The sequence below is a fragment of the Billgrantia sp. NRB1 genome, assembly GCF_056921725.1.
Map to the genome: position 1 here is coordinate 2,003,294 of NZ_CM167783.1, position 20,518 is coordinate 2,023,811.

23 protein-coding genes are annotated in these 20,518 nt (G+C 67.6%); 17 read left to right on the forward strand and 6 right to left on the reverse strand.

Features of this window, described 5'->3' with window-relative positions; genetic code table 11:
- Nucleotides 1–35 precede the first annotated feature (35 nt).
- Nucleotides 36–1,076: a Glu/Leu/Phe/Val family dehydrogenase gene (locus ACZIYR_RS09140; RefSeq protein WP_483528974.1), complete on the reverse strand. Its 1,041-nt coding sequence runs from the start codon at nucleotides 1,074–1,076 to the stop codon at nucleotides 36–38.
- A 194-nt stretch (nucleotides 1,077–1,270) separates the two neighbouring features.
- On the opposite strand from ACZIYR_RS09140, the gene ACZIYR_RS09145 reads away from it, so the two are divergent.
- Entirely contained in the window at nucleotides 1,271–1,543 is a 273-nt protein-coding gene (locus tag ACZIYR_RS09145) for an acylphosphatase (RefSeq protein ID WP_473033455.1), read from the forward strand.
- A gap of 25 nt (nucleotides 1,544–1,568) precedes the next feature.
- Here the strand turns inward: ACZIYR_RS09145 and ACZIYR_RS09150 are convergent, their stop codons facing one another.
- The 3 genes from ACZIYR_RS09150 to ACZIYR_RS09160 all read right to left on the reverse strand — a co-directional run bounded on the left by ACZIYR_RS09150 (nucleotide 1,569) and on the right by ACZIYR_RS09160 (nucleotide 4,604).
- Nucleotides 1,569–2,510, reverse strand: a complete 942-nt coding sequence (locus ACZIYR_RS09150; RefSeq protein ID WP_483528975.1) for a nucleoside hydrolase — start codon at nucleotides 2,508–2,510, stop codon at nucleotides 1,569–1,571.
- A gap of 31 nt (nucleotides 2,511–2,541) precedes the next feature.
- Nucleotides 2,542–3,447 carry a ribokinase gene (locus ACZIYR_RS09155; RefSeq protein WP_483528976.1) on the reverse strand — a complete coding sequence of 302 codons (906 nt, stop codon included), beginning with the start codon at nucleotides 3,445–3,447 and terminating at the stop codon, nucleotides 2,542–2,544.
- Between the two features lie 233 nt (nucleotides 3,448–3,680).
- Nucleotides 3,681–4,604 (reverse strand): D-2-hydroxyacid dehydrogenase, encoded by a 924-nt coding sequence (locus tag ACZIYR_RS09160; RefSeq protein ID WP_483528977.1) that lies wholly within the window; start codon nucleotides 4,602–4,604, stop codon nucleotides 3,681–3,683.
- Nucleotides 4,605–4,757: 153 nt separating this feature from the next.
- On the opposite strand from ACZIYR_RS09160, the gene ACZIYR_RS09165 reads away from it, so the two are divergent.
- From ACZIYR_RS09165 to ACZIYR_RS09225, 13 genes are all read left to right on the forward strand, one after another.
- On the forward strand, nucleotides 4,758–5,036 hold the full coding sequence (locus ACZIYR_RS09165; RefSeq protein ID WP_473033458.1) for an FmdB family zinc ribbon protein: 279 nt from the start codon (nucleotides 4,758–4,760) through the stop codon (nucleotides 5,034–5,036).
- A 51-nt stretch (nucleotides 5,037–5,087) separates the two neighbouring features.
- On the forward strand, nucleotides 5,088–6,869 hold the full coding sequence (gene aspS / locus ACZIYR_RS09170) for an aspartate--tRNA ligase (RefSeq protein WP_483528978.1): 1,782 nt from the start codon (nucleotides 5,088–5,090) through the stop codon (nucleotides 6,867–6,869).
- Nucleotides 6,870–6,998: 129 nt separating this feature from the next.
- A complete protein-coding gene (ruvC, locus tag ACZIYR_RS09175) occupies nucleotides 6,999–7,541 on the forward strand; it encodes a crossover junction endodeoxyribonuclease RuvC (protein WP_473033460.1) in 543 nt (180 codons plus the stop codon).
- Nucleotides 7,542–7,685: 144 nt separating this feature from the next.
- The gene (gene ruvA, locus ACZIYR_RS09180; RefSeq protein WP_473033461.1) at nucleotides 7,686–8,300 is read left to right on the forward strand and encodes a Holliday junction branch migration protein RuvA; all 615 of its coding nucleotides are present in this window, start codon (nucleotides 7,686–7,688) and stop codon (nucleotides 8,298–8,300) included.
- Nucleotides 8,301–8,338: 38 nt separating this feature from the next.
- Nucleotides 8,339–9,376, forward strand: coding sequence for a Holliday junction branch migration DNA helicase RuvB (ruvB, locus tag ACZIYR_RS09185; RefSeq protein WP_483528979.1), 1,038 nt, complete (start codon nucleotides 8,339–8,341; stop codon nucleotides 9,374–9,376).
- A complete protein-coding gene (gene ybgC, locus ACZIYR_RS09190) occupies nucleotides 9,373–9,768 on the forward strand; it encodes a tol-pal system-associated acyl-CoA thioesterase (RefSeq protein WP_473033464.1) in 396 nt (131 codons plus the stop codon). Before ruvB ends, ybgC begins: the two co-directional genes overlap by 4 nt.
- 23 nt (nucleotides 9,769–9,791) lie before the next feature.
- Nucleotides 9,792–10,481 (forward strand): protein TolQ, encoded by a 690-nt coding sequence (gene tolQ, locus ACZIYR_RS09195; protein WP_483528980.1) that lies wholly within the window; start codon nucleotides 9,792–9,794, stop codon nucleotides 10,479–10,481.
- An 11-nt stretch (nucleotides 10,482–10,492) separates the two neighbouring features.
- Nucleotides 10,493–10,930, forward strand: a complete 438-nt coding sequence (tolR, locus tag ACZIYR_RS09200; protein ID WP_483528981.1) for a protein TolR — start codon at nucleotides 10,493–10,495, stop codon at nucleotides 10,928–10,930.
- Between the two features lie 16 nt (nucleotides 10,931–10,946).
- A complete protein-coding gene (tolA, locus tag ACZIYR_RS09205) occupies nucleotides 10,947–12,197 on the forward strand; it encodes a cell envelope integrity protein TolA (RefSeq protein ID WP_483528982.1) in 1,251 nt (416 codons plus the stop codon).
- On the forward strand, nucleotides 12,197–13,486 hold the full coding sequence (gene tolB, locus ACZIYR_RS09210; protein ID WP_473033468.1) for a Tol-Pal system beta propeller repeat protein TolB: 1,290 nt from the start codon (nucleotides 12,197–12,199) through the stop codon (nucleotides 13,484–13,486). Before tolA ends, tolB begins: the two co-directional genes overlap by 1 nt.
- 44 nt (nucleotides 13,487–13,530) lie before the next feature.
- Nucleotides 13,531–14,070 carry a peptidoglycan-associated lipoprotein Pal gene (pal, locus tag ACZIYR_RS09215; protein ID WP_473033469.1) on the forward strand — a complete coding sequence of 180 codons (540 nt, stop codon included), beginning with the start codon at nucleotides 13,531–13,533 and terminating at the stop codon, nucleotides 14,068–14,070.
- A gap of 35 nt (nucleotides 14,071–14,105) precedes the next feature.
- Nucleotides 14,106–14,876 (forward strand): tol-pal system protein YbgF, encoded by a 771-nt coding sequence (gene ybgF, locus ACZIYR_RS09220; protein WP_473033470.1) that lies wholly within the window; start codon nucleotides 14,106–14,108, stop codon nucleotides 14,874–14,876.
- A gap of 26 nt (nucleotides 14,877–14,902) precedes the next feature.
- Nucleotides 14,903–15,661: a YciK family oxidoreductase gene (locus ACZIYR_RS09225; protein ID WP_483528983.1), complete on the forward strand. Its 759-nt coding sequence runs from the start codon at nucleotides 14,903–14,905 to the stop codon at nucleotides 15,659–15,661.
- A 17-nt stretch (nucleotides 15,662–15,678) separates the two neighbouring features.
- Here ACZIYR_RS09225 and ACZIYR_RS09230 read toward each other — a convergent pair whose 3' ends face one another.
- Entirely contained in the window at nucleotides 15,679–16,341 is a 663-nt protein-coding gene (locus tag ACZIYR_RS09230; RefSeq protein ID WP_473033472.1) for an HAD-IA family hydrolase, read from the reverse strand.
- Nucleotides 16,341–17,081 (reverse strand): bifunctional 2-polyprenyl-6-hydroxyphenol methylase/3-demethylubiquinol 3-O-methyltransferase UbiG, encoded by a 741-nt coding sequence (gene ubiG / locus ACZIYR_RS09235; protein WP_483528984.1) that lies wholly within the window; start codon nucleotides 17,079–17,081, stop codon nucleotides 16,341–16,343. The genes ACZIYR_RS09230 and ubiG overlap by 1 nt, the downstream gene beginning before the upstream one ends.
- A gap of 175 nt (nucleotides 17,082–17,256) precedes the next feature.
- Here ubiG and galU point away from each other — a divergent pair, with 175 nt between their 5' ends.
- The 3 genes from galU (at nucleotide 17,257) to ACZIYR_RS09250 (ending at nucleotide 20,477) form a co-directional block, all read left to right on the forward strand.
- A complete protein-coding gene (gene galU, locus ACZIYR_RS09240; protein WP_483528985.1) occupies nucleotides 17,257–18,147 on the forward strand; it encodes a UTP--glucose-1-phosphate uridylyltransferase GalU in 891 nt (296 codons plus the stop codon).
- A gap of 5 nt (nucleotides 18,148–18,152) precedes the next feature.
- Complete coding sequence (locus tag ACZIYR_RS09245) at nucleotides 18,153–19,466, forward strand: UDP binding domain-containing protein (protein ID WP_483528986.1); 1,314 nt, start codon at nucleotides 18,153–18,155, stop codon at nucleotides 19,464–19,466.
- Between the two features lie 78 nt (nucleotides 19,467–19,544).
- A complete protein-coding gene (locus tag ACZIYR_RS09250; protein WP_473033474.1) occupies nucleotides 19,545–20,477 on the forward strand; it encodes a coiled-coil domain-containing protein in 933 nt (310 codons plus the stop codon).
- Nucleotides 20,478–20,518: the final 41 nt, after the last annotated feature.

Consider the following 20,518-nt stretch of genomic DNA (forward strand, 5'->3'; position numbering starts at 1 on the left):
GGCGGCGCCTGCCGCCCGAAGGTGCGAGTGCGGGATCAGCCCGCCAGGCGTTCGCGTGCCAGCTGGTCGGCGATCACCGCCGGGCTGGTCCCCTCGGCGATGGCGCGAACGAAGATCTCGTCCAGGGTGTCGGCGATCCGCTCCACGTGGGCCATCACGGCGTCGCGGGAGTAATCCTCGCGGCGCTGCCACTCCACCTCGATGACCCCGCCCGCGTTGGCGACGTAGTCCGGCGCATAGAGAATGCCGCGGTCATGCAGCTGCTCGGCGACCTCCGGGGTGGCCAGCTGATTGTTGGCCGCCCCGCAGACCACGCCGGCCTTCAGTCGGTCTACCACTGAGGGGGTGAGGACCGCCCCCATGGCGCAGGGGGCGAAGACATCCACCTCGGCGTCGATGATCGCCTCTGGAGCAGTGATCTCGGCGCCAAGCTCTTCGGCCAGCGCCCCGAGGGCGTCGCGGTCGATGTCGGTCAGCACCAGGCGGGCGCCGGCGGCATGCAGCTGGCGGGCCAGATAGGCGCCGACGTGGCCAACGCCCTGGACGGCGACGCGCAGGCCATCCAGATCATCTCGCTTCAGTCCATGACGTACAGCGCTGCGCAGGGCGCAGAAGACGCCGTGGGCGGTATAAGGGGAGGGGTCGCCGGATTCGCCTGGGCGGCGGCCCAGGCCGCTGACGTGGTCGGTGGCCTCGTGGATGAAGCGCATGTCCGCTTCGCTGGTGCCGGAATCCTCGGCGGTGATGTAGCGACCGCCTAGCGAGTCGACCAGTCGGCCCATGGCGCGCAGCAGCTCGGGGGTCTTGTCGCGGCGCGGGTCGGCGATGATCACCGCCTTGCCGCCCCCCAGCGGCAGGTCGGCCAGGGCCGACTTGTAGGTCATGCCGCGGGACAGGCGCAGCACGTCGGTGAGGGCCTCGGCTTCGCTGGCATACGGGAAAATGCGCAGGCCGCCCAGTGAGGGGCCGCGTCGGGTATCGTGAATGGCGATGATGGCGCGCAGACCGCTCGCCTCGTCGCTGCCGAATACGATCTGCTCATGGTGATCGAATTCGGGGTGGTCGAAGACCAGCATGGCGTGTCTCCCTTGTGAGGACGCTTGTTGTTGTGCCCGATCAGGGCGTTGGTGGGCGGCCGTTGCTTGTGGCGGTGACGCGCCCTACTGTTCAGGTTAGAGCATTCCGCATGCCACGGGAACCCTGGGCAGGGGGCGCCCGGGGGGGCTGGGGCCGGGAGCGATGTGCCATGGAGACATTGGAGGGAGAGACAATGAGCAAGCGCTGCGTGAAGGCATTGGTGGTGGGCAAGGTGCAGGGCGTCTGGTACCGCCGGGCCGTGCAGGAGCAGGCCTTGCAGCACGGGGTCACCGGGCATGCCAAGAACTTGCCCGACGGCCGGGTGGAGGTGCTGCTCTGCGGGGATGGCCAGGCGGTCAATCAGGTGGCGGCCTGGCTCTGGCAGGGACCGCCGAACGCCCGGGTCACCCACGTGGAGCTCGAGTCGATCGAGCCCCGGGACCCGGATAACTTTGTCACGCTGTGAGGCGTCCTAAGCGAGACGCCCACGGCTAGCCGAGGGTGTCGGCGATCCACTCCACCACGGCGGGGCCGTCCGCCTCGAGGCAGGCCTCCACCACCGGGGTGCGCGCCCAGCGCGATTCGATGAAGGCGCGTCCTTCGGGGGCAAAGACGGTCTGCCCCTCGGCGTCCCCCTCGGTCGCCACCGTCAGGTGGCCGGGAGCCGTGGTGAAGAGATCGGGACGCAGCAGCCAGGCCAGGGCGCAGCTATCATGGGGGCAGCAGCCGTCGATGCCCAGGAAATCGCGATAGAAGTCCCGGTAAAAGGCATAGCTGCCGGCCAGCACCTCACCGAGAGCGCCCTGGGCCTTGGCGATGCGCGTCATGTGGGCGGGCCCCAGCACGCAGCGGTGCGTGACATCCAGCCCCACCAGGGTCAGCGGCCAGCCGGCGGTGAGCACACGCGACGCGGCATGGGGGTCGTTGAACATGTTGGCCTCGGCCACCGGCGTCACGTTGCCGCCTTCCCGGATCGAGCCTCCCATTACCACCACTCGCTTGACCTTGTCGACCAGCTGCGGATCGAGCTGCAGCGCTGCGGCCAGATTGCCCACCGGTCCGACGCTGACCAGGGTCACCTCGCCGGGCCTGGCGTTGACGGTATCGACGATGAACTGCGGTGCGCTGCGCGGATCGGGCGAGCCCGTGACCGCCGGCAGGGCGATGTTGCCGAGCCCGTTGTCGCCATGAATATGGGCGGGCGCCGGATGCCTGGGTTTGACCATAGGAGCGGCGGCGCCCTGGGCCACCGGCACCGCTCGCTCCGCGAGCTGGCACAGCAGCAGGGCGTTGTGGGTGGCGGTTTCTACGTCGACGTTGCCGAAGGTGGTGGTCAGGCCCAGCAGCTCGATCTCCGGGTGGCGCAGGGCGATGGCGATGGCCTGGGCGTCGTCCACGCCGGGGTCGGTATCGAAGAGAATCGGATGAGACACGTTGGCTCCTTGAAGTGGCTCGGAAGGGAGGTCAGGCCGACAGGCCGTCGCGCAGGGCGTCATCGACGGCGTCGCGGGTTGGTATGCTCTCGGCGGCGCCTGCTTGCTGGACGCCGAGCGCCGCGGCCATGGCGGCGCGCTCCAGGCAGGCGGACATCGAGCCGCCGGCCTGCAGGGTGGCCATGAAGTAGCCGATGAAGGTGTCGCCTGCTCCGGTGGTGTCGACGGGGCGAACCGGAATGGCCGGCTGATAGCAGCGCTCCTCGCCGGCCTGGTACCAGGCGCCTTCGCCGCCCAGGGTCAGGACCGTGGCGGTGTCGGGCAGCCGCTGGCCTAGCCGGGTCAGCAGCACCTCGGCATCGGCGGCCTCGTCGATGTCCGCCAGCCGTGCGGCCTCGCCGCGGTTGACGAACAGTAGTCGACAGGCCTCCAGCGGCAGCGCCTGCACGGCATCGGTCATCGGCGCCGGATTGAAGGCGATGTTGAGCCCGTGCGAGCGGGCGTGCGCCATCAGCTCGGGCAGCGCATTGCATTCGTTCTGGGTCAGCAGCCACTCGCCGGGGCGAGCCGTCTCGATCCGCTGGGCGAGGCGGGCGGCATCGAAGCCGTGGTTGGCGCCGGGGTGAAGGATGATGGCGTTCTCGCCGCGATCATCGACCTGAATGATGGCGTGGCCGCTGGGCTCGTCCACCAGCTCCAGGTGAGAGACATCCACGCCGGCCCCGGCTAGGGTTTCTCTTGCCCAGGCGTCCTGGCGGCCCAGGCGGCCCCAGTGGGTGACGCTTCCACCCGCCAGCGCCATGGCCAGCGACTGGTTGGCCCCCTTGCCGCCCAGCCCCACACGGTAATCGCGGCTGGTCAAGGTCTCGCCGGGGTGCACCAGATGCGGCACCCGGTAGACATGGTCTAGGTTGATGGACCCGAAGTTGTAGAACATGGTCGGCCCTGCGGTGAGCGAAACAGTGCCCTGAGTATCGAAGCGTCGGCCGTGAGCTGCAACCTTGCCGATATTTATACCGTTATCTTTTACTACAATATGACAAGCCCGAACGACCCGTTCCTCGAGCTGGGGGCGCCTCCAGTCACCTAGGCGTCGGACCGGAGCTAACTGCTTGCTGGCCTTGTAGGAGCGCTCGGTTCGGCGCCCCGACTTTGCATCGCGACTAGCGATTAGTCGCTTAGATTGTCGGCGGTAAGGTCCACGATGCGCTGTCGCGCTTCCGGGGTGATCCAGGCGTTGTGCGGTGTGACGATAAGGTTGAGTGACTCGTCCAGCGCATCGAGCAGGGCGTGGCCGTCCCGGGGCGGCTCTACCGGCAGGACATCGACGCCGAGACCGCCTAAGCGGCCCTCGCGCAGCGCGGCCAATGCCGCCGATTCGTCGATGATGCCGCCGCGGGCGCAGTTGATCAGCAGGGCGCCGGGCTTGACGCTGGCCAGCAAGGAGGCGTCGACCAGGTGGTGGGTGGCATCGCTCAGCGGACAGTGCAGGCTGATGACATCGGCTTGGGGGGCCAGCTCCGCCAGGGAGGGGCGCGGGTCGGCGGCCTCGTTTCCCGGGCGTGCCGCAAAGCTTATCGCCATGCCGAAGGCCTCGGCCAGTCGGCCCACCCGGGAGCCGAGCTCGCCCTGGCCGACGATGACCAGGTGCTTGCCCTCGAGCTGCAGTGTGGCGTGATCCATCAAGCAGAAAAAGGGGCTCTGGTTCCAGCGTCCCGAGGCCACGTCACGCTGATAGAGTGGCAGGCGATTGGCCAGGGCCAGCATCAGCATCAGGGTATGCTGGGCGACGCTGGCGGTACCGTAGGCGGTGACATTGCGCACCCTGATGCCGAGTCGCTCGGCGGCCGTCATGTCGATGTTATTGGTTCCGGTTGCCAGCACGCAGATGCGCCGCAGCTGAGGCAGCGCTTCCAGGGTGGCGGCGTCCAGCACCACCTTGTTGACGATGGCGACCTCGGCATCGGCCAGGTGCTCGGCCACCTGGGCGGTGGTGCTGTGCTGGTGGACCTCCAGGTCATCCACCCGATGGCGGATTGGCGAGAGGTCGATCTGGTTGCCGAGGCTGGCGGCGTCGAGAATCACGGCTTTCATGGGGAATCCTTCTAGGTGACGGTGCAGCCGGACTGGGACAGGTCGTGCCAGGCAGGTATAATACTTGGCTTTTGCGGCAGGCTTGGAATCCGCGTCGGCCGGCCCTATATCGCTGCAGGTAATGTGCCGTCGAATTCAGGAGTGAGTAGAACCATGCCCATCTACGAGTATCAGTGCAAGGCCTGCGGCCATCGTCTGGAAAAGTTGCAGAAGATCAGCGCCGCCCCTCTGACCGACTGTCCCGCCTGTCAAGCCAGCGAACTCCAGCGGCTGGTTTCCGCCGCAGGCTTCCGCCTGGCCGGCGGCGGCTGGTACGAGACCGACTTCAAGTCCGGCAGCAAGAAGAATCTTGCCGGCGATTCATCAAGCGACGCCAAGAGCGCCTCCAAGGACAGCAAAGCGTCGCCCAAGAAAGATGGCGCGGCGGCCTGAGGGCCGCCCGTCGTAGCACCCTACGATCAACGCAACAGAACAGGATACGACATGCGCAGCCATTATTGCGGCCAGCTGAACGAGACCCTGGTGGACCAGACGGTCACCCTGTGCGGCTGGGTACACCGTCGCCGTGACCATGGGGGCGTGATCTTCCTCGATATGCGCGATCGCGATGGCATCGCCCAGGTCGTGGTCGATCCCGACACCGCCGAGGCCTTCGCCAACGCCGACCGCGCCCGCAGCGAATACGTACTGCGCATCCAGGGCCGTGTACGGCTGCGCCCGGAAGGCACCCAGAACCCCAACATGCCCACCGGCATGATCGAGGTATTGGCCAAGGAGGTGGAGGTCCTCAATACCGCCGCCACGCCGCCGTTTCAGCTCGATGAGCATGGCAAGGTGGGTGAGGAGGTACGGCTCAAGTACCGCTACATCGACCTGCGTCGCCCCGATATGATCGACAAGCTGCGCCTGCGTTCGCGGATCTCCCACAGCGTTCGCGCCTTCCTCGAAGGGCAGGGCTTCCTGGACATCGAGACCCCGGTGCTCACCCGCGCCACCCCCGAGGGTGCCCGCGACTACCTGGTGCCGAGCCGCACCCATGCCGGCAGCTTCTTCGCCCTGCCGCAGTCGCCCCAGCTGTTCAAGCAGCTGCTGATGGTGGCAGGCTTCGATCGCTACTATCAGATCGCCAAGTGCTTCCGCGACGAGGACCTGCGCGCCGACCGCCAGCCCGAATTTACCCAGATCGACCTGGAGGCTTCCTTCGTCTCCGAGGACGACATCATGGGCGTCACCGAGGCGATGATTCGCCAGCTGTTCCAGGAAGTGCTGCAGGTGGCGCTGCCCGACTTCCCGCGCATGACCTATGCCGAGGCCATGGCGCGCTTCGGCTCCGACAAGCCCGACCTGCGCATTCCGCTCGAGCTGACCGACGTCGACGACCTGATGCAGCAGGTGGATTTCAAGGTGTTTTCCGGCCCCGCCAGCGCCGAGGATGGCCGCGTGGCCGCCCTGCGCGTGCCCGGCGGCGCCAAGCTCTCGCGCAAGGAGATCGACGAGTACACCAAGTTTGTCGGCATCTACGGCGCCAAGGGCCTGGCCTGGATCAAGGTCAATGAGCGTGCCAAGGGGCTCGAGGGCCTGCAGTCGCCCATCGTCAAGTTCATGGAGAACGTGGTCGAGGCGCTGCTCGACCGGGTGGGGGCCGAGGATGGCGACATCATCTTCTTCGGCGCCGACAAGGCGCGCATCGTCAACGAGGCGATCGGTGCGCTGCGAGTCAAGCTGGGCGAGGATCTCGACCTCTATACCCAGGCGTGGGCTCCGCTCTGGGTGGTGGACTTCCCGATGTTCGAGGATGACGACAAGGGCGGCCTGACGCCCCTGCATCACCCCTTCACGGCGCCGTCCTGCTCGCCGGAGGCGCTGCGCGAAAACCCGGCCGCCGCACTCTCCCGCGCCTATGACATGGTCATCAACGGTACCGAGCTGGGCGGCGGGTCGATTCGTATCCACGACCAGGCCATGCAGCGCACGGTGTTCGAGATCCTCGGCATCGGCGAGGAGGAGGCGCGCGAGAAGTTCGGCTTCCTGCTCGATGCCCTGCAGTACGGTGCGCCGCCCCACGGCGGTTTGGCCTTCGGCCTCGACCGCCTGGTGATGCTGATGGCCGGTGCCCGCACCATCCGCGAAGTTATCGCCTTCCCCAAGACCCAGAGCGCCGGCTGCCTGATGACCGACGCCCCGGGGGAGGTCAGCCAGGATCAGCTCCGCGAGCTCAATATCCGCCTGCGCCAGAAGGTCAAGGTGGAAGAGCCCCAGACGTAAGCGCCGCCATAGCCTGAAGCACGACACCGGCGCCCCAAGGGCGCCGGTGTCGTATGCTGGCGACATCTCGATCTCTGCCGAGGAGAGCCTCATGCCACCGCGTCTCCGGGCCATCGTGGCCTGCCTGCCATGCTGATCCTGGGGATCGACCCCGGCTCGCGTATCACCGGGTACGGGGTGCTGGACGTGTCGCGTCCCGCGCCGCGCTACGTGACCTGCGGCTGCATCCGTATCGACGTGGCCCAGCCAGTGGCCCAGCGCCTGGCCCAGGTCTACGCCGGCATCAGTGAGCTGGTGGCTGTGCACGGGCCGGGCGAGTTCGCCATCGAGCAGGTGTTCATGTCGAAGAACGCCGACTCGGCGCTCAAACTCGGCCAGGCCCGCGGGGCGGCCATCGTCTGCGCGGCCAATCACGGTCTGGCGGTCAGCGAGTATGGGCCGCGCCAGATCAAGCAGGCGGTGACCGGCAGCGGCGGCGCCGACAAGGCCCAGGTGCAGCATATGGTGGCCGCAATCCTGGGGCTGTCCGGCACGCCCCAGGCGGATGCTGCCGACGCCCTGGCAATTGCGCTGACCCACGCCCACGCCCGTCTCGGGCTGCTCACCACGGGCAGTTTTGGCGGCCATCGAGCCCGGCGGAAGGGGGCCTCGTGGCGGGATTTCCGGCCATGACAGCGTCGCCTTTTGGCAACGCCTTGCGATTGTCGAACAGTGTTTTATGGCAGGCTGGTCAGCCGCCCAAGCGACCAGTATAGTGGCCCATGATGGCACGGTGGCGTTGGCCGCCGTTCACCCCTGGCAGGATTGATAAGCCCCATGATTGGACGCCTGCGTGGCACCCTTCTCGACAAGCAACCCCCCTGGCTGGTGGTAGACGTGGCCGGTGTCGGTTACGAACTGGAAGCCTCCATGACGACCCTGGTGGCCCTGCCGGGTAACGGGGAGAGCGTGTCGCTGTATACCCACCTCAGCGTGCGCGACGACGCCCACTTGCTCTACGGCTTTGCCCGGGAGCAGGAGCGGGCACTGTTTCGTGCCCTGATCAAGGTCAACGGTATCGGCCCCAAGCTGGCCCTGGCGATTCTGTCGGGGATGGACGAGGACGCCTTCATCCGCTGCGTGATGGATGATGACGTCAAGTCGTTGACGCGCTTGCCGGGGGTGGGTAAGAAGACGGCCGAGCGGCTGATCATCGAGATGCGCGACCGCTTTCCCCACTGGGAGGCCAGTCAGGGCGCGGTGGGCCTGGATCGGCCGGTCGCGCCCGGCGATCAGACGGCGTCGGGGAATGCCCTGGCCGATGCCGAGGCGGCCCTGGTCAGCCTGGGCTACAAGCCGGCCGAAGCGACTCGGATGCTCTCCGGCCTGGACGAGACGCTGGCCACCGAGGCGTTGATCAAGGCGGCGCTGACGCGTCGGCTAGCGGGTTGAGCGGGGAGGGGCCCTAAACGTGGAGGCGAGTTGCCGGGATGCTTGAGACCGACCGATTGATCGCCGCCGATGAGCGAGAGGGCGAAACGGGCGTCGATTACGCCATTCGCCCCAAGCGGCTGGCCGAGTACATCGGTCAGCCCCGCGTGCGCGAGCAGCTGGACATCTTCATCAGCGCGGCCCGCGGACGCAACGAGAGCCTCGACCATACCCTGGTGTTCGGCCCGCCGGGGCTTGGCAAGACCACGCTGGCCAACATCATCGCCGCCGAGATGGACGTGGGGCTCAAGTCGACCTCCGGCCCGGTGCTGGAGCGCGCCGGGGATCTCGCCGCCATGCTCACCAACCTGCAGCCTGGCGATGTGCTGTTCATCGACGAGATTCATCGCCTCTCCCCGGTGGTGGAGGAGATCCTCTATCCGGCCATGGAGGACTTCCAGCTCGATATCGTGATCGGCGAGGGGCCGGCGGCACGGTCGATCAAGCTCGACCTGCCGCGCTTCACGCTGGTAGGCGCGACAACCCGGGCCGGCCTGCTGACCTCGCCGCTGCGCGATCGCTTCGGCATCGTACAGCGCCTGGAATTCTACGGCATCGATGATCTGACCGAGATCGTGTCGCGCTCCGCCGGGCTTTTGGGGGTCGCGACCGACCGGGCAGGCGCGCTGGAGGTGGCGCGCCGCTCCCGGGGCACCCCGCGTATCGCCAATCGCCTGCTGCGCCGGGTGCGCGACTACGCCGAGGTGCGCGCCGGCGGGCGCATCGATGCCGAGGTGGCCGACCAGGCGCTCAACATGCTCCACGTCGATCATCACGGGCTCGACCATATGGATCGACGCCTGCTGTTGGCGATGATCGAGAAGTTCGACGGGGGGCCGGTGGGCGTCGACTCGCTGTCGGCGGCCATCGGCGAGGAGCGCGACACCATCGAGGATGTGATCGAGCCCTACCTGATTCAGCAGGGGCTGATGATGCGGACGGCCCGGGGCCGGGTCGTCACCCGTCAGGCCTGGCAGCACTTCGGCCTGGCGCCCCATGACCAGGCCCAGGATGCCAGCGGCGAGGTGCGGCCGTGAGCGAGTTCCGCCTACCGGTGCGCGTTTACATCGAAGATACCGACGCCGGTGGCATCGTTTATTACGTCAACTATCTCAAATACATGGAGCGGGCTCGCAGCGAGTGGCTGCGCAGCCACGGCATCACTCAGCGCGAGCTGTTCGATGCCGGCATTCAGCTGGTGGTCCATCGGCTGGAGTGCCGCTACGCCAGGCCTGCCCGCCTGGATGATGGCCTGGAGGTCAGTGCCGCCATTCAGTCCCATGGCCGCTGTCGCCTGAGCTTTGCACAGACGGTGCGGCGAGGCGGGGAACCCTTGTGCGATGCCAGGGTCGACATCGCCTGTCTGGATGCTGCCCGCCTCAGGCCCACGCCATGGCCGCCGGCGCTCGCCGCGGTCCTTACCGGTTAACTGCAAGATTGACGAGGATGCCCGTGAACGACTCCATGTCCATTCCCCACCTGATCATGAGCGCCAGCACCGTGGTGCAGCTGGTCATGCTGATCCTGGTGATCGGTTCGATTCTCTCCTGGGTAGTGATCTTTCAGCGCACCTTCGTGATGCGCCGCGCGCGGCGTACCCATCAGGCCTTCGAGGAACGCTTCTGGTCCGGCGTCGACCTCAACGAGCTGTATCGGGAGACGCCCGCCGAGCAGGAGACCCAGGGCGCCGAGCATGTCTTTCGCGCCGGCTTTCGTGAGTTCAACCGCCTGTTGACCAAGACCAAGAGTCCCGAGGCGATCCTCGACGGCGTCCAGCGCAGCATGCGGGTGGCCTGGTCTCGGGAGGAGGATCGCCTCACCCTGCACCTGGTATTCCTGGCCACGGTGGCATCCGCCAGCCCCTATATCGGCCTGTTCGGTACCGTCTGGGGCATCATGGGGTCTTTCCAGTCGCTCTCCATGGCGCAGCAGGCCACCCTGGCCACGGTGGCGCCATGGATCGCCGAGGCGTTGATCGCCACGGCCATGGGACTGTTTGCGGCGATTCCGGCGGTGATCTTCTATAACCGTCTCTCCGCCGAGTCGGGCCGGCTGCTGGGCAAATACGAAGATTTCGCCGAGGAGTTCCACTCCATCCTGCACCGCAATCTGCAGGGTCGCAGCGAAGCCGGCGCCGCCTGAGGGAGTCGCACATGAACGGACCTTTCAATCGCGGCGGACGGCGCAAGCCGATGGGCGAGATCAATGTCGTGCCCTTCATCGACGTCATGCTGGTACTGCTGGTGATCTTCATGATCACCGCGCCGATGCTCACCCAAGGGGTCCAGGTGGATCTTCCCCAGGTGACCTCCGAGCCCATGGATGCCCAGGAAGATAACGAACCCATCGTGGTCTCGGTGGACCGCGAGGGTGGCTACTTCCTGCAGCTGGGCGGCGATGAGCGCCGCGTCGATCTCGATGAGCTCGCCGAGCGGGTGATCATTCTGCTGGATCGACAGCCGGGCACGCCGGTGATGGTCCGCGGCGACCGCAGCGTGCCCTACGGCGAGGTCGTGACCCTGATGAGTACCCTGCAGGTGTCTGGCGTGGCCAATGTCGGGCTGATTTCCGAGCCTCCCCCGCGTGACTGAGGAGCGAGCAGACGGCATGGTGCGACAGCAGCGGCAGGGACACTCTCGGGATGATCGGCCGGTCGGCTACGGCCTGCCTACGGTGCTGGCAGTGGGCTTGCATCTGGTGGTGGTGGTGCTCAGCGTGGTTACCCTTCCCCAGCGCGAGCCGGAACACCAGACGAGCTCTATCGTCCAGGCCACCCTGGTAAGCACCGAGACCACCACCGACCAGGCCCAGCGCGCCGAGGAGGCCCGTGCGAGGGCCGCGGCACGCCAGGAGGCGGAGGCAGAAGCCGATGCCGAGCGCGAGGCCGAACAGGCCGCCGCGGAAGCGGCGCAGCGCGAGGCCGAACAAGAGGCCGCCCGGGAAGCGGAGGCGCTGGCACGTGAAGAGGCGCGCCAGGCCGCCGAGGCGGAGGCGGCGCGACGCGCCGAGGAGGCCGAGCGACAGGCCGAACTGCGTGAGCAGCAGGAGGCAGAGCGTGAGCGCCAGCGGGAAGCGGCCGCCGAGGCCGAACGGCAGCGACAGCTCGAGGCGCAGCAACGAGCGGAGGAGGAGGCCGAGCGCCAGCGCCAGGCCGAGGAAGAGGCCCGCCGTCAGCAGGAGGCCGAGGAGCGCCGCCGCGCCGAGGAGGAGGCCGAACGCCAGCGCCAGGCCGAGGAAGAGGCCCGCCGTCAGCAGGAGGCCGAGGAGCGCCGCCGCGCCGAGGAGGAGGCCGAACGCCAGCGCCAGGCCGAGGAAGAGGCTCGCCGTCAGCAGGAGGCCGAGGAGCGCCGCCGCGCCGAGGAGGAGGCCGAGCGTCGCCGTCAGGCCGAGGAAGAAGCCCGCCGCCAGCGCGAAGCCGAAGAGCGCCGCCGCGCCGAGGAGGAGGCCGAGCGTCGCCGTCAGGCGGAGGAGGAGGCCCGGCGTGCGGCCGAGGCCGCCAGCCAGGGCCTCGACCGTGCCATCGAGGGGGAGTCCGAGGCGGTGGCCAATGCCCGCCAGGCCCAGGAGGCGGCCAACAGCTTCATCAACCTGGTGCGGCGTGCCGTGGAGCAGGCCTGGGTGATTCCCCCGGGGGCCGGCGGTGGACTGGAATCCACCGTGCAGGTGCAGCTTGGGCCCTCAGGCGAACTGTTTGGCGCTAGCATTACTCAGAGTAGCGGGGACAGCGCTTTCGACCGTTCGGCCCTTCAAGCCGTGGAGGCCGCCGCCCCGTTCGGGGAACTGCGCCAGCTACCTGCCGCGGCGCAACGTGACTTCCGACAATTCAACCTGCGATTCAGACCGGGGGATGTACGCTGATGAGAGCCCTGATGACCGCCTGGTTCGGCGCCATGCTGCTGATGTTTGGCACCCTGGCCCATGCCAATCTGACCATCGAGATTACCCGCGGCAGCGACCGCGCCACGCCCATTGCCGTGGTGCCCTTTGCCGAGGACGGGGAGAGTCTGCCCGAGGACGTCGCGCGCGTGATCAGCGACAACCTGGAACGCAGCGGCTACTTCGAGCCACTGCCGCGAAGCGCCATGTTCGACCGGCCGGCGACCGGCGATGACGTCAGCTTCGGTGAGTGGCGCGCCCTGGACGTGCGCTATCTGGTGGTAGGGCGCGTCGCTCGCGAGGGAGACGGCTATCGGATTCGCTATGAGCTGATGGACGTTAGCGGCGCCCGTCGCATGCTGGGCGAAACGGTGACAGCGAGCAGCGGTGAGCTGCGTGGCGGGGCGCACTACATCAGTGACCAGATCTTCGAGGCGATTACCGGCATTCGCGGCGCCTTCGCCACGCGTATTGCCTACGTCACGGCCCAGGGGGTCGGTGACGACATGCAGTTCGGCCTCTATGTCGCCGATGCCGACGGCCGCAACAGCCAGCAGGTGCTCAGCTCCCGTGAGCCCATCCTCTCGCCCGCCTGGTCACCCGACGGTCGCAAGCTGGCCTACGTCTCCTTCGAGACCGAGCGTCCGGCCATCTACATCCAGGAGTTGGCCACTGGCCAGCGGGTGCGGGCGACCTCCTTCGAGGGGATCAACGGGGCGCCGGCCTGGTCGCCCGACGGCCGCAAGCTGGCCATGTCGCTCTCCAAGGACGGCCAGCCGGAGATCTACGTGATGGATGTCGGCGCACGCAGCGTCGAACGCATTACCAACAGCTCCAGCATCGATACCGAGCCGGCCTGGTCCCCGGACGGCCGCAGCCTGCTGTTTACCTCCGATCGCAGCGGTGGTCCTCAGCTCTATCGCCACGACCTGAGCGGTGGCCAGGTCGAGCGCTTGACCTTTACCGGCAACTATAACGCTCGGGGGCGCTTCTCACCGGACGGCGAGGCGATCTTCTTGATCCACCGCTCGAGCAACGGCTACCAGGTGGCGCGCCAGGACCTGGAGTCGGGGCGCCTGGTAGTACTCAGCGAATCGCGCTGGGACGAATCTCCCAGTGTTGCGCCCAACGGGACCATGGTAATCTTCGCCACCCAGGCAGGAAACAGCGGGGTGCTGAGTGCCGTATCGGCCGACGGGCGTTCCTCTTACCGGCTACCCTCGGCACAGGGTGATGTGCGCGAACCCGCCTGGTCGCCGTTCTTAAACTAATGCTCGATGAACCCTGTCATTCGAATCCTTCAAGGAGTTTGACGATGCTATTCAAGTCGCATGCCAGAACCCTGGCCATCGCCCTGTCGCTGGCGGTCGTGGCCGGCTGTTCCAGCACCGGCGGAACACAGGACGGGACCGTGGATCGTGCCCGTGACGGCGCTGCGGGGACCGGCGTGGCCGGCACCGGCCAGGTGAGCGGTACCGGCGTGGGCACCAACGGCGCGCGTGCCGGCCAGCAGGCCGACGGCCGCATCCCGGAAGTGCGCACCATCTACTTCGACTTCGACCGTGACAACATTCGCTCCGAGTTCGAGTCGGTGCTGATTGCCCATGCCCGCTATCTGCGCTCCAACCCCAATGCGCGTGTCGTGCTCCAGGGGCATACCGACGAGCGTGGCACCCGCGAGTACAACATGGCACTGGGCGAGCGCCGGGCGCGTTCCGTCGAGCGCTTCCTGGGCGTGCAAGGCGTTTCGCCCTCGCAGCTGGAAATCGTCAGCTACGGTGAGGAGCGCCCGGCCGTTCGCGGTCACAATGACGAGGCCTATGCCCAGAATCGTCGGGTGGTCTTCGCCTACTGAGGAAACGGGCGCAGCCTGCGCCGATGGAGACATGCATGAGACACGGTCTGAAAGGGCTGTGCGGCGCGGGAGCCCTGGTGCTCCCGCTGCTCGTAGTGAGCCCGACAATGGCGCAGCAGCGCCCGATAGTGGAAGACCTCACGGCCCAGTCGCGCAGCTTCCTCGACCATACGGAAGTGCGCGAGGAGGCCGGAGGCAGCCTGGTGATCTTCAACCAGGTCCAGGAGCATCAGCGCGAGATTCAGCAGCTGCGTGGCGAGATCGAGGAGCTGCGCCACCAGCTCCAGCAGCTACGCAACCAGACCCGCCAGCAGTATCTGGATCTCGATGAGCGCCTGATGGCCGGCAGTGCCGGCATCGAGGCGGCGCCCGAGGTGGATGCCGACGCCGCCCGCCAGGTCGCCGAGGCTCCGTCGCCCAGCGGCGTAAGCGCCGATGCCCAGGCGGCCTACCAGGCGGCCTTTGCGCGGGTCCAGGCCCGGGAGTTCGAGGCGGCGATCAATGCCTTCGAGACCTTCGTGGTCGAACACCCCGACAACAGCCTGACGGCCAACGGCCACTACTGGCTCGGCGAGCTGCACTCGGCGCAGGGCGATCTGGAGCAGGCGGAATCGGCCTTCCAGCGGGTCATCGAGGAGTATCCGCAAAGCAGCAAGGTGCCCGACGCCCTTTACAAGCTGGGCCTGGTCAAGGCGCGCCAGGGGGAGCCGGACACCAGTCGTGCCCTGCTGGAGCGGGTCCGCGAGGACTTCCCTGACAGCAGTGCCGCCAGCCTTGCCAACGACTTTCTTCGCCAGTCCCTGTGAGGCTGGCCACCGACCAAGGAGCCACCATGAGCTGCAAGATCGACTACCAGGCACCGGCCGATCTGCTGAAGGACCGCATCATTCTCGTCACCGGCGCCGGTGACGGAATCGGCCGGGCCGCTGCCCTGGCCTTTGCCGGCTGTGGTGCCACCGTGATCCTGCTAGGGCGCACCACCAGTAAGCTGGACAAGGTCTACGATGAAATCGAGGCGGCCGGCGGGCCGCAGCCGGCTATCGTGCCGCTCAACTTCGAGGGGGCGACCCTGAAGGACTACCATGACATGGCCGAGACCCTGGACAAGGAGTTCGGGCGGCTCGACGGTATCCTGCACAACGCCGGCCTGCTGGGCCGTATCACCCCCTTCGAGCAGTACAATCCGGAGCTGTGGGAGCAGGTGATGCAGGTCAACCTCAACGGTCCGGTGTGGATGACTCAGGCGCTGCTGCCGCTGCTGGAGGCGTCCAAGGATGCCTCGGTGGTCTTTACCTCGTCCAGCGTCGGGCGCAAGGGGCGTGCCTACTGGGGAGCCTATGCCGTCTCCAAGTTCGCCACCGAAGGCTTCATGGAAGTGCTTGCCGACGAGGTCGAGCATCGCGGCATGATTCGTGTCAACAGCCTGAATCCCGGCGCGACGCGCACCCGCATGCGGGCCACCGCCTATCCAGGTGAAGATCCCGATAGCCTGCCGACGCCCGAATCGATCATGCCCACCTACCTGTGGTTGATGGGGCCCGACAGCCGCGGGCATAACGGCGAGCGCTTCGACGCCCAGCCGCCGAAGTGACGAGAGCCTACGCCACCTTAGAGGTCACTGCCCAGTAGGGCCTCAACCAGCGCCTCGCCGGTATCGAACCAGCGGTCCGCCGGCCAGCCGCGATAGTCCTCGCCCTCCTCGATATAGCCGTAACCTACCGCAATAGCAGCCATCCCGGCGGCGCGAGCCGCCTGGATGTCGCGCAGGTGGTCACCGATGTACCAGCACGCGCCGGCCTCTACCCCCAGCTGGCGGGCCGCGGCCCAAAGCGGTTCCGGCGCCGGTTTCTTGACCGGCAGGTCATCGGCGCAGAGCAGGGCGCCGGGGGTCATGCCCAGCGCTTCAATCAGCGGTGCGGCAAAGGCACGCGGCTTGTTGGTGACGATTCCCCAGGGCCGTTGCTGCGCCTCCCAGTGAGTCAGCAGACCTTCCAGCGGCGAGAATATCCGGCTCTCGGCGGCCACGGCTTGGCCGTAGGCCTCGAGGAGATACTGCCTGGCATCGGCATGCCCCGGGTGGGTGACATCCAGGCCCAGGGCCAGCGCCACCAAGGCGCTGCCCCCGTTGGAGACCTGGGCGCGGATTACCGGGTAGGGCAGCGGGTCCAGCCCGTGGTGGTGGCGCAGCGCGTTGGTGGCGCGAGCCAGGTCGGGCGCGGTGTCGACCAGGGTGCCATCGAGGTCGAAGAGCAGGGCCCGGGGGTGCTCCATTACTGCGGCTCCCGGCGGCAGTGCATCAGATAGTTGACCGAGACGTCGTGTGCCGATAGCCGGTAGCGGCGTGTCAAAGGATTGTAGACCAGTCCGTTCTGCTCATGCACCGCTAACCCCGCCTCGCGGCACCAGCCGGCCAGCTCCGAGGGGCGAATGAACTTGCGGTAGTCATGGGTGCCCCGGGGCAACATATTGAGCAGGTATTCGGCGCCAAGGATCGCCAGGGCATAGGCCTTGGGGTTGCGATTGAGCGTGGAGAAGAAGACATGGCCGCCGGGTTTTACCAGGGTCGCGCAGGCGCGAATCACCGAGCCTGGATCGGGGACATGCTCGAGCATCTCCAGGCAGGTGACCACGTCGTACTCGCCGGGATGGGCGTCGGCCATCTCCTCGGCGCTGGCCTGCCGGTAATCCACCTCTACGCCGCTTTCCTGGGCGTGCAGGCGCGCTACGCCCAGCGGCGCCTCGCCCATGTCGATGCCGGTCACCCGGGCGCCGCGATGGGCCATGGCCTCGGCGAGAATGCCGCCGCCGCAGCCGACGTCGATCACCTGGCGACCGGCCAGGCCGCAGCGGGCATCGATGAAATCCAGGCGCAGCGGGTTGATGTCGTGGAGGGGCTTGAACTCGCTTTGCGGATCCCACCAGCGTCCGGCCAGCGCCTCGAACTTCGCCACTTCGGCCCGGTCGACATTGTGGCGGTGGGGGGAAGCACCATCCTGGAGGGTTGCGCTCATCTGATCTCTCCGTGTAAGGGGCGGCGCACGTGGCATCAACCGGCGCCTTCGGTATCATGGTGCCCATTCTACCCGTAGCCGCCGCCGCTTTCCCATGCCCGAGCGCACCCTGGCCCGGACACCATGCCCGCGGCGGCCGCATTCAACCGCCGTTTATCCCGACAAGGAAGGCGTCATGATTCGTAAGGCCGTTCTCCCCGTGGCCGGCTTCGGCACTCGCTGCTTGCCGGCATCGAAGGCAATTCCCAAGGAGATGATCACCATCGTCGACCGCCCGGTGATCCAATACGTGGTGGAAGAAGCGGTGGCGGCCGGGATTCGCGATATCGTGCTGGTGACCCATGCCAGCAAGAGCGCCATCGAGAACCACTTCGACACGCACTACGAGCTCGAGGCCAGCCTGGAGGCGAAGGGCAAGCAGGCGCTGCTCGAGGAGCTCAGCGCCATCGTGCCCGACGACGTCAACATCATCAGCGTGCGGCAGGCACAGCCGCTTGGCCTGGGGCATGCGGTGCTCTGCGCGCGTCCGGTGGTGGGCGACAGCGAGCCGTTTGCGGTGCTGCTCCCCGACGTGCTGGTGGCTGGCGAAGCGGGCGCCTCCAACGATCTGGCACGCATGATCGAAGCCTATGAGACGCGTGGCTGTGCGCAGCTGATGGTGGAGGAGGTGCCCTGGGAGCGAGTCGACAGCTACGGTATCGTGGCCCCCAAGGGCGCAGCGCCCGGCCCCGGCGAAGGCTGCCCCCTGGCCGGGGTCGTCGAGAAACCGTCGCGCGACCGGGCACCCTCCAACCTGGCGGTGATCGGCCGCTACGTACTGCCCGGACGGATCTTTGCCCTGCTGGCCGACACCCCACCGGGTGCCGGCAACGAGATCCAGCTCACCGATGCCATCGACTCTCTGCGCCAGAGTGACGGCGTCGACGCCTGGCGGATGCACGGCACGACCTACGATTGCGGCCATCCCCTGGGCTATCTGGAGGCGATCCTCGCCTACGGTCGTCGACATCCCCGCCTCGGGGAAGGGGTTCGCGAACTGATCGACCGTTACGGCCGGATGGAGTGAGCGCCATGCGCGTGGAAATTCATGGCAGTGAGCTGGCGGCAGCAACGGCGGCCGCCGCGCTCTCCTGGGTGGGGCATCGGGTGCACTGGGTGCCCCATGTCGACATGCCCTGGTCATCGCTGGTTGAGGCCGACTGGCTGCAGCGCGAGCCCGAGCTCATGGCTCGACTGGCAGAGGGGCGGCAGCAGGGGGCGCTGACGCTGGAGGGCAGTGGCGACCGACGCGAACCGGGGCGAGTCGAGATCCTGTGGCTTGCCCTCTCGCCCGAGCAGCGCACCGAGGCGGGCGAGCGGGTCGCCTCCGCTGCCGCGGCCCATGATGGCCCGCTGGTGCTGGTCAACAACTCGACGTTTCCGGTCGGTGAGACCGAGCGGCTCGAAGCCTGCCTGAACGGTGCCGAGCGTCGTGCGGTGACGCTGGTCGACATGCTCGAGGAGGGGCGCGCCTGGCAGACCTTCACGCGACCCTCGCGCTGGTTGCTGGGCTGCGACGACGGCCGCGCCGAGGCCCAGGTGCGCGAGCTGTTGCGCGCCTTCAACCGCCGTCGCGACGCCTTTCAGCGCATGCCCCGACGCGCTGCCGAACTCACCAAGCTGGCCACCATCGGGATGCTGGCAACCCGGATCAGCTACATGAACGAGATCGCCGGCCTCGCCGACACCCTCGGCGTCGACGTGGAGTACGTGCGCCAGGGCATGGGGGCCGATTCGCGAATCGGCTACGAGTATCTCTATCCAGGCTGCGGTTTCGGCGGGCCCCACTTCTCTCGCGACCTGATGCGCCTGGCCGACGTCCAGGAGGCCAGCGGCCGCCACTCGGCACTGCTCGAGCAGGTGCTCGACATCAACGAGCAAAAAAAGGAGACCCTGTTCCGCAAGCTCTGGGCGCACTTCAGGGGCCGCCTCGAGGGCCGGACCCTGGCGATCTGGGGCGCCGCCTTCAAGCCGGGCTCCGCGCGCATCGACCATGCGCCGGTCTTGACCCTGCTTCGGGCGCTGTGGGCACAGGGCGTGCACGTTCGGCTGCATGACCCGGCCGCGACCCCGTCGCTGCGGGCCGAGCTTGGTGACCACCCGCTGCTGGAGCTGTTCGATGGCGACCCCTATGCCGCCAGTGAGGGGGCCGATGCCCTCATGCTGGTCACCGAGTGGAAACACTACTGGAACCCGGACTGGGCGCGCCTGGCCGGCCAGCTTCGCGAACGACTGCTGCTCGATGGCCGCAATATCTATGACCCGGACCATGTGGCGAGCTGGGGACTGACCTACCGCGGTATCGGACGCCGAGCCGATGCCGGCACACGAGACGCATCGCGTTGAGACGATGGCGTGCGTCTCGCGGGGCCGCCCGCCTACAATGGGCAAGCGCCTGCCGCCCATGGAGACAAGGAGTTAGCCATGTCCGAAGCGCGTCCGCCTGAGCGGCGCCCGATCGTGCCGGACCCGGATGCCAGCGTGTCGCGCCTGCACAGGACGCGACCGCCGGCCCCGCGGCTCTGGCCGCTGTATGTCCTGCTGCTCTTGCTGTCGGGCGCGGTGGGGGCGCTGGGCTGGTTTGGCTGGCAGGAGAGCCAGCGCCTGGAGAGTCAGTGGGAGCGGCTGGCCGGCGAGATATCCAACGTACATGCGCGCTTCGATGTAGAAGAGGGCCGAGGGGAGCGCTTGGACGGCATAGCGTCCAGGCTCGACGCGGTGGAGGCGCGCGGAGACAGTCTCGCCACGCGTACCGCCGACCTGGAGGTCGAGCTGCAGCAGTCGGCCGTGGGGGATCATGCCCGGCTCGAGGCGCTGACCGAGCGTGTAGACGACCTTGCCGACCAGGCCGAGACGCGTGACGCCATGCTGGCGGCGCTGCAGGTGTCGCTGGATGCCTTGGAGCGCGCCGGGGAGGAGGGGCGAGAGGCATTGGCCATGCGCCTGGAGACCTTGGACGAGGCGGGCGAGCGGCGTGCTCAGCGGCTGGAGAGCGAGCTCAGCGCCGAACGTGAGGCGTGGCAATCCCGCCTCGAGCGGCTGACCGAGGCCCAGCGTGAGATGGCCGATGACCTGGCGCAGTCGCGGCGGTCTCAGGAGGCACTGCAGGAGGACATGCGTCGCGTCCAGGAGCGCGCCGACCAGCACCAGGGCGAGCGGGAGGAGCGGCTCGAGGCGCTGTCGGCCCAGCAGCGTGAGTTGGCCGAGGAGCTTGAAGCCCTGGCGGCGAGCCGTGAAGATGAGCAGGAGGGCGTCGTCGGTCTGCAGGGGCGGCTCACGGCCTTGGAGGCCGAGCTGCGCGAACTGCGACAGGCGCAGCTGGCCCTCAGCGCGGGGCTGGAGGCCCTGCGGCAGTAGCTTCGTCTCTCGCCTCGCTCCGGCAGGCCGGGGGCAACGAA

Coding starts and splice junctions, on each gene's coding strand:
- ACZIYR_RS09140 (WP_483528974.1), bottom strand. CDS start 1,076: ATGCTGGTCTTCGACCACCCCGAATTCGATCACCATGAGCAGATCGTA.
- ACZIYR_RS09145 (WP_473033455.1), top strand. CDS start 1,271: ATGAGCAAGCGCTGCGTGAAGGCATTGGTGGTGGGCAAGGTGCAGGGC.
- ACZIYR_RS09155 (WP_483528976.1), bottom strand. CDS start 3,447: ATGTTCTACAACTTCGGGTCCATCAACCTAGACCATGTCTACCGGGTG.
- ACZIYR_RS09160 (WP_483528977.1), bottom strand. CDS start 4,604: ATGAAAGCCGTGATTCTCGACGCCGCCAGCCTCGGCAACCAGATCGAC.
- ACZIYR_RS09165 (WP_473033458.1), top strand. CDS start 4,758: ATGCCCATCTACGAGTATCAGTGCAAGGCCTGCGGCCATCGTCTGGAA.
- aspS (WP_483528978.1), top strand. CDS start 5,088: ATGCGCAGCCATTATTGCGGCCAGCTGAACGAGACCCTGGTGGACCAG.
- ruvC (WP_473033460.1), top strand. CDS start 6,999: ATGCTGATCCTGGGGATCGACCCCGGCTCGCGTATCACCGGGTACGGG.
- ruvA (WP_473033461.1), top strand. CDS start 7,686: ATGATTGGACGCCTGCGTGGCACCCTTCTCGACAAGCAACCCCCCTGG.
- ruvB (WP_483528979.1), top strand. CDS start 8,339: ATGCTTGAGACCGACCGATTGATCGCCGCCGATGAGCGAGAGGGCGAA.
- tolR (WP_483528981.1), top strand. CDS start 10,493: ATGAACGGACCTTTCAATCGCGGCGGACGGCGCAAGCCGATGGGCGAG.
- tolA (WP_483528982.1), top strand. CDS start 10,947: ATGGTGCGACAGCAGCGGCAGGGACACTCTCGGGATGATCGGCCGGTC.
- tolB (WP_473033468.1), top strand. CDS start 12,197: ATGAGAGCCCTGATGACCGCCTGGTTCGGCGCCATGCTGCTGATGTTT.
- pal (WP_473033469.1), top strand. CDS start 13,531: ATGCTATTCAAGTCGCATGCCAGAACCCTGGCCATCGCCCTGTCGCTG.
- ybgF (WP_473033470.1), top strand. CDS start 14,106: ATGAGACACGGTCTGAAAGGGCTGTGCGGCGCGGGAGCCCTGGTGCTC.
- ACZIYR_RS09225 (WP_483528983.1), top strand. CDS start 14,903: ATGAGCTGCAAGATCGACTACCAGGCACCGGCCGATCTGCTGAAGGAC.
- ACZIYR_RS09230 (WP_473033472.1), bottom strand. CDS start 16,341: ATGGAGCACCCCCGGGCCCTGCTCTTCGACCTCGATGGCACCCTGGTC.
- ubiG (WP_483528984.1), bottom strand. CDS start 17,081: ATGAGCGCAACCCTCCAGGATGGTGCTTCCCCCCACCGCCACAATGTC.
- galU (WP_483528985.1), top strand. CDS start 17,257: ATGATTCGTAAGGCCGTTCTCCCCGTGGCCGGCTTCGGCACTCGCTGC.
- ACZIYR_RS09245 (WP_483528986.1), top strand. CDS start 18,153: ATGCGCGTGGAAATTCATGGCAGTGAGCTGGCGGCAGCAACGGCGGCC.
- ACZIYR_RS09250 (WP_473033474.1), top strand. CDS start 19,545: ATGTCCGAAGCGCGTCCGCCTGAGCGGCGCCCGATCGTGCCGGACCCG.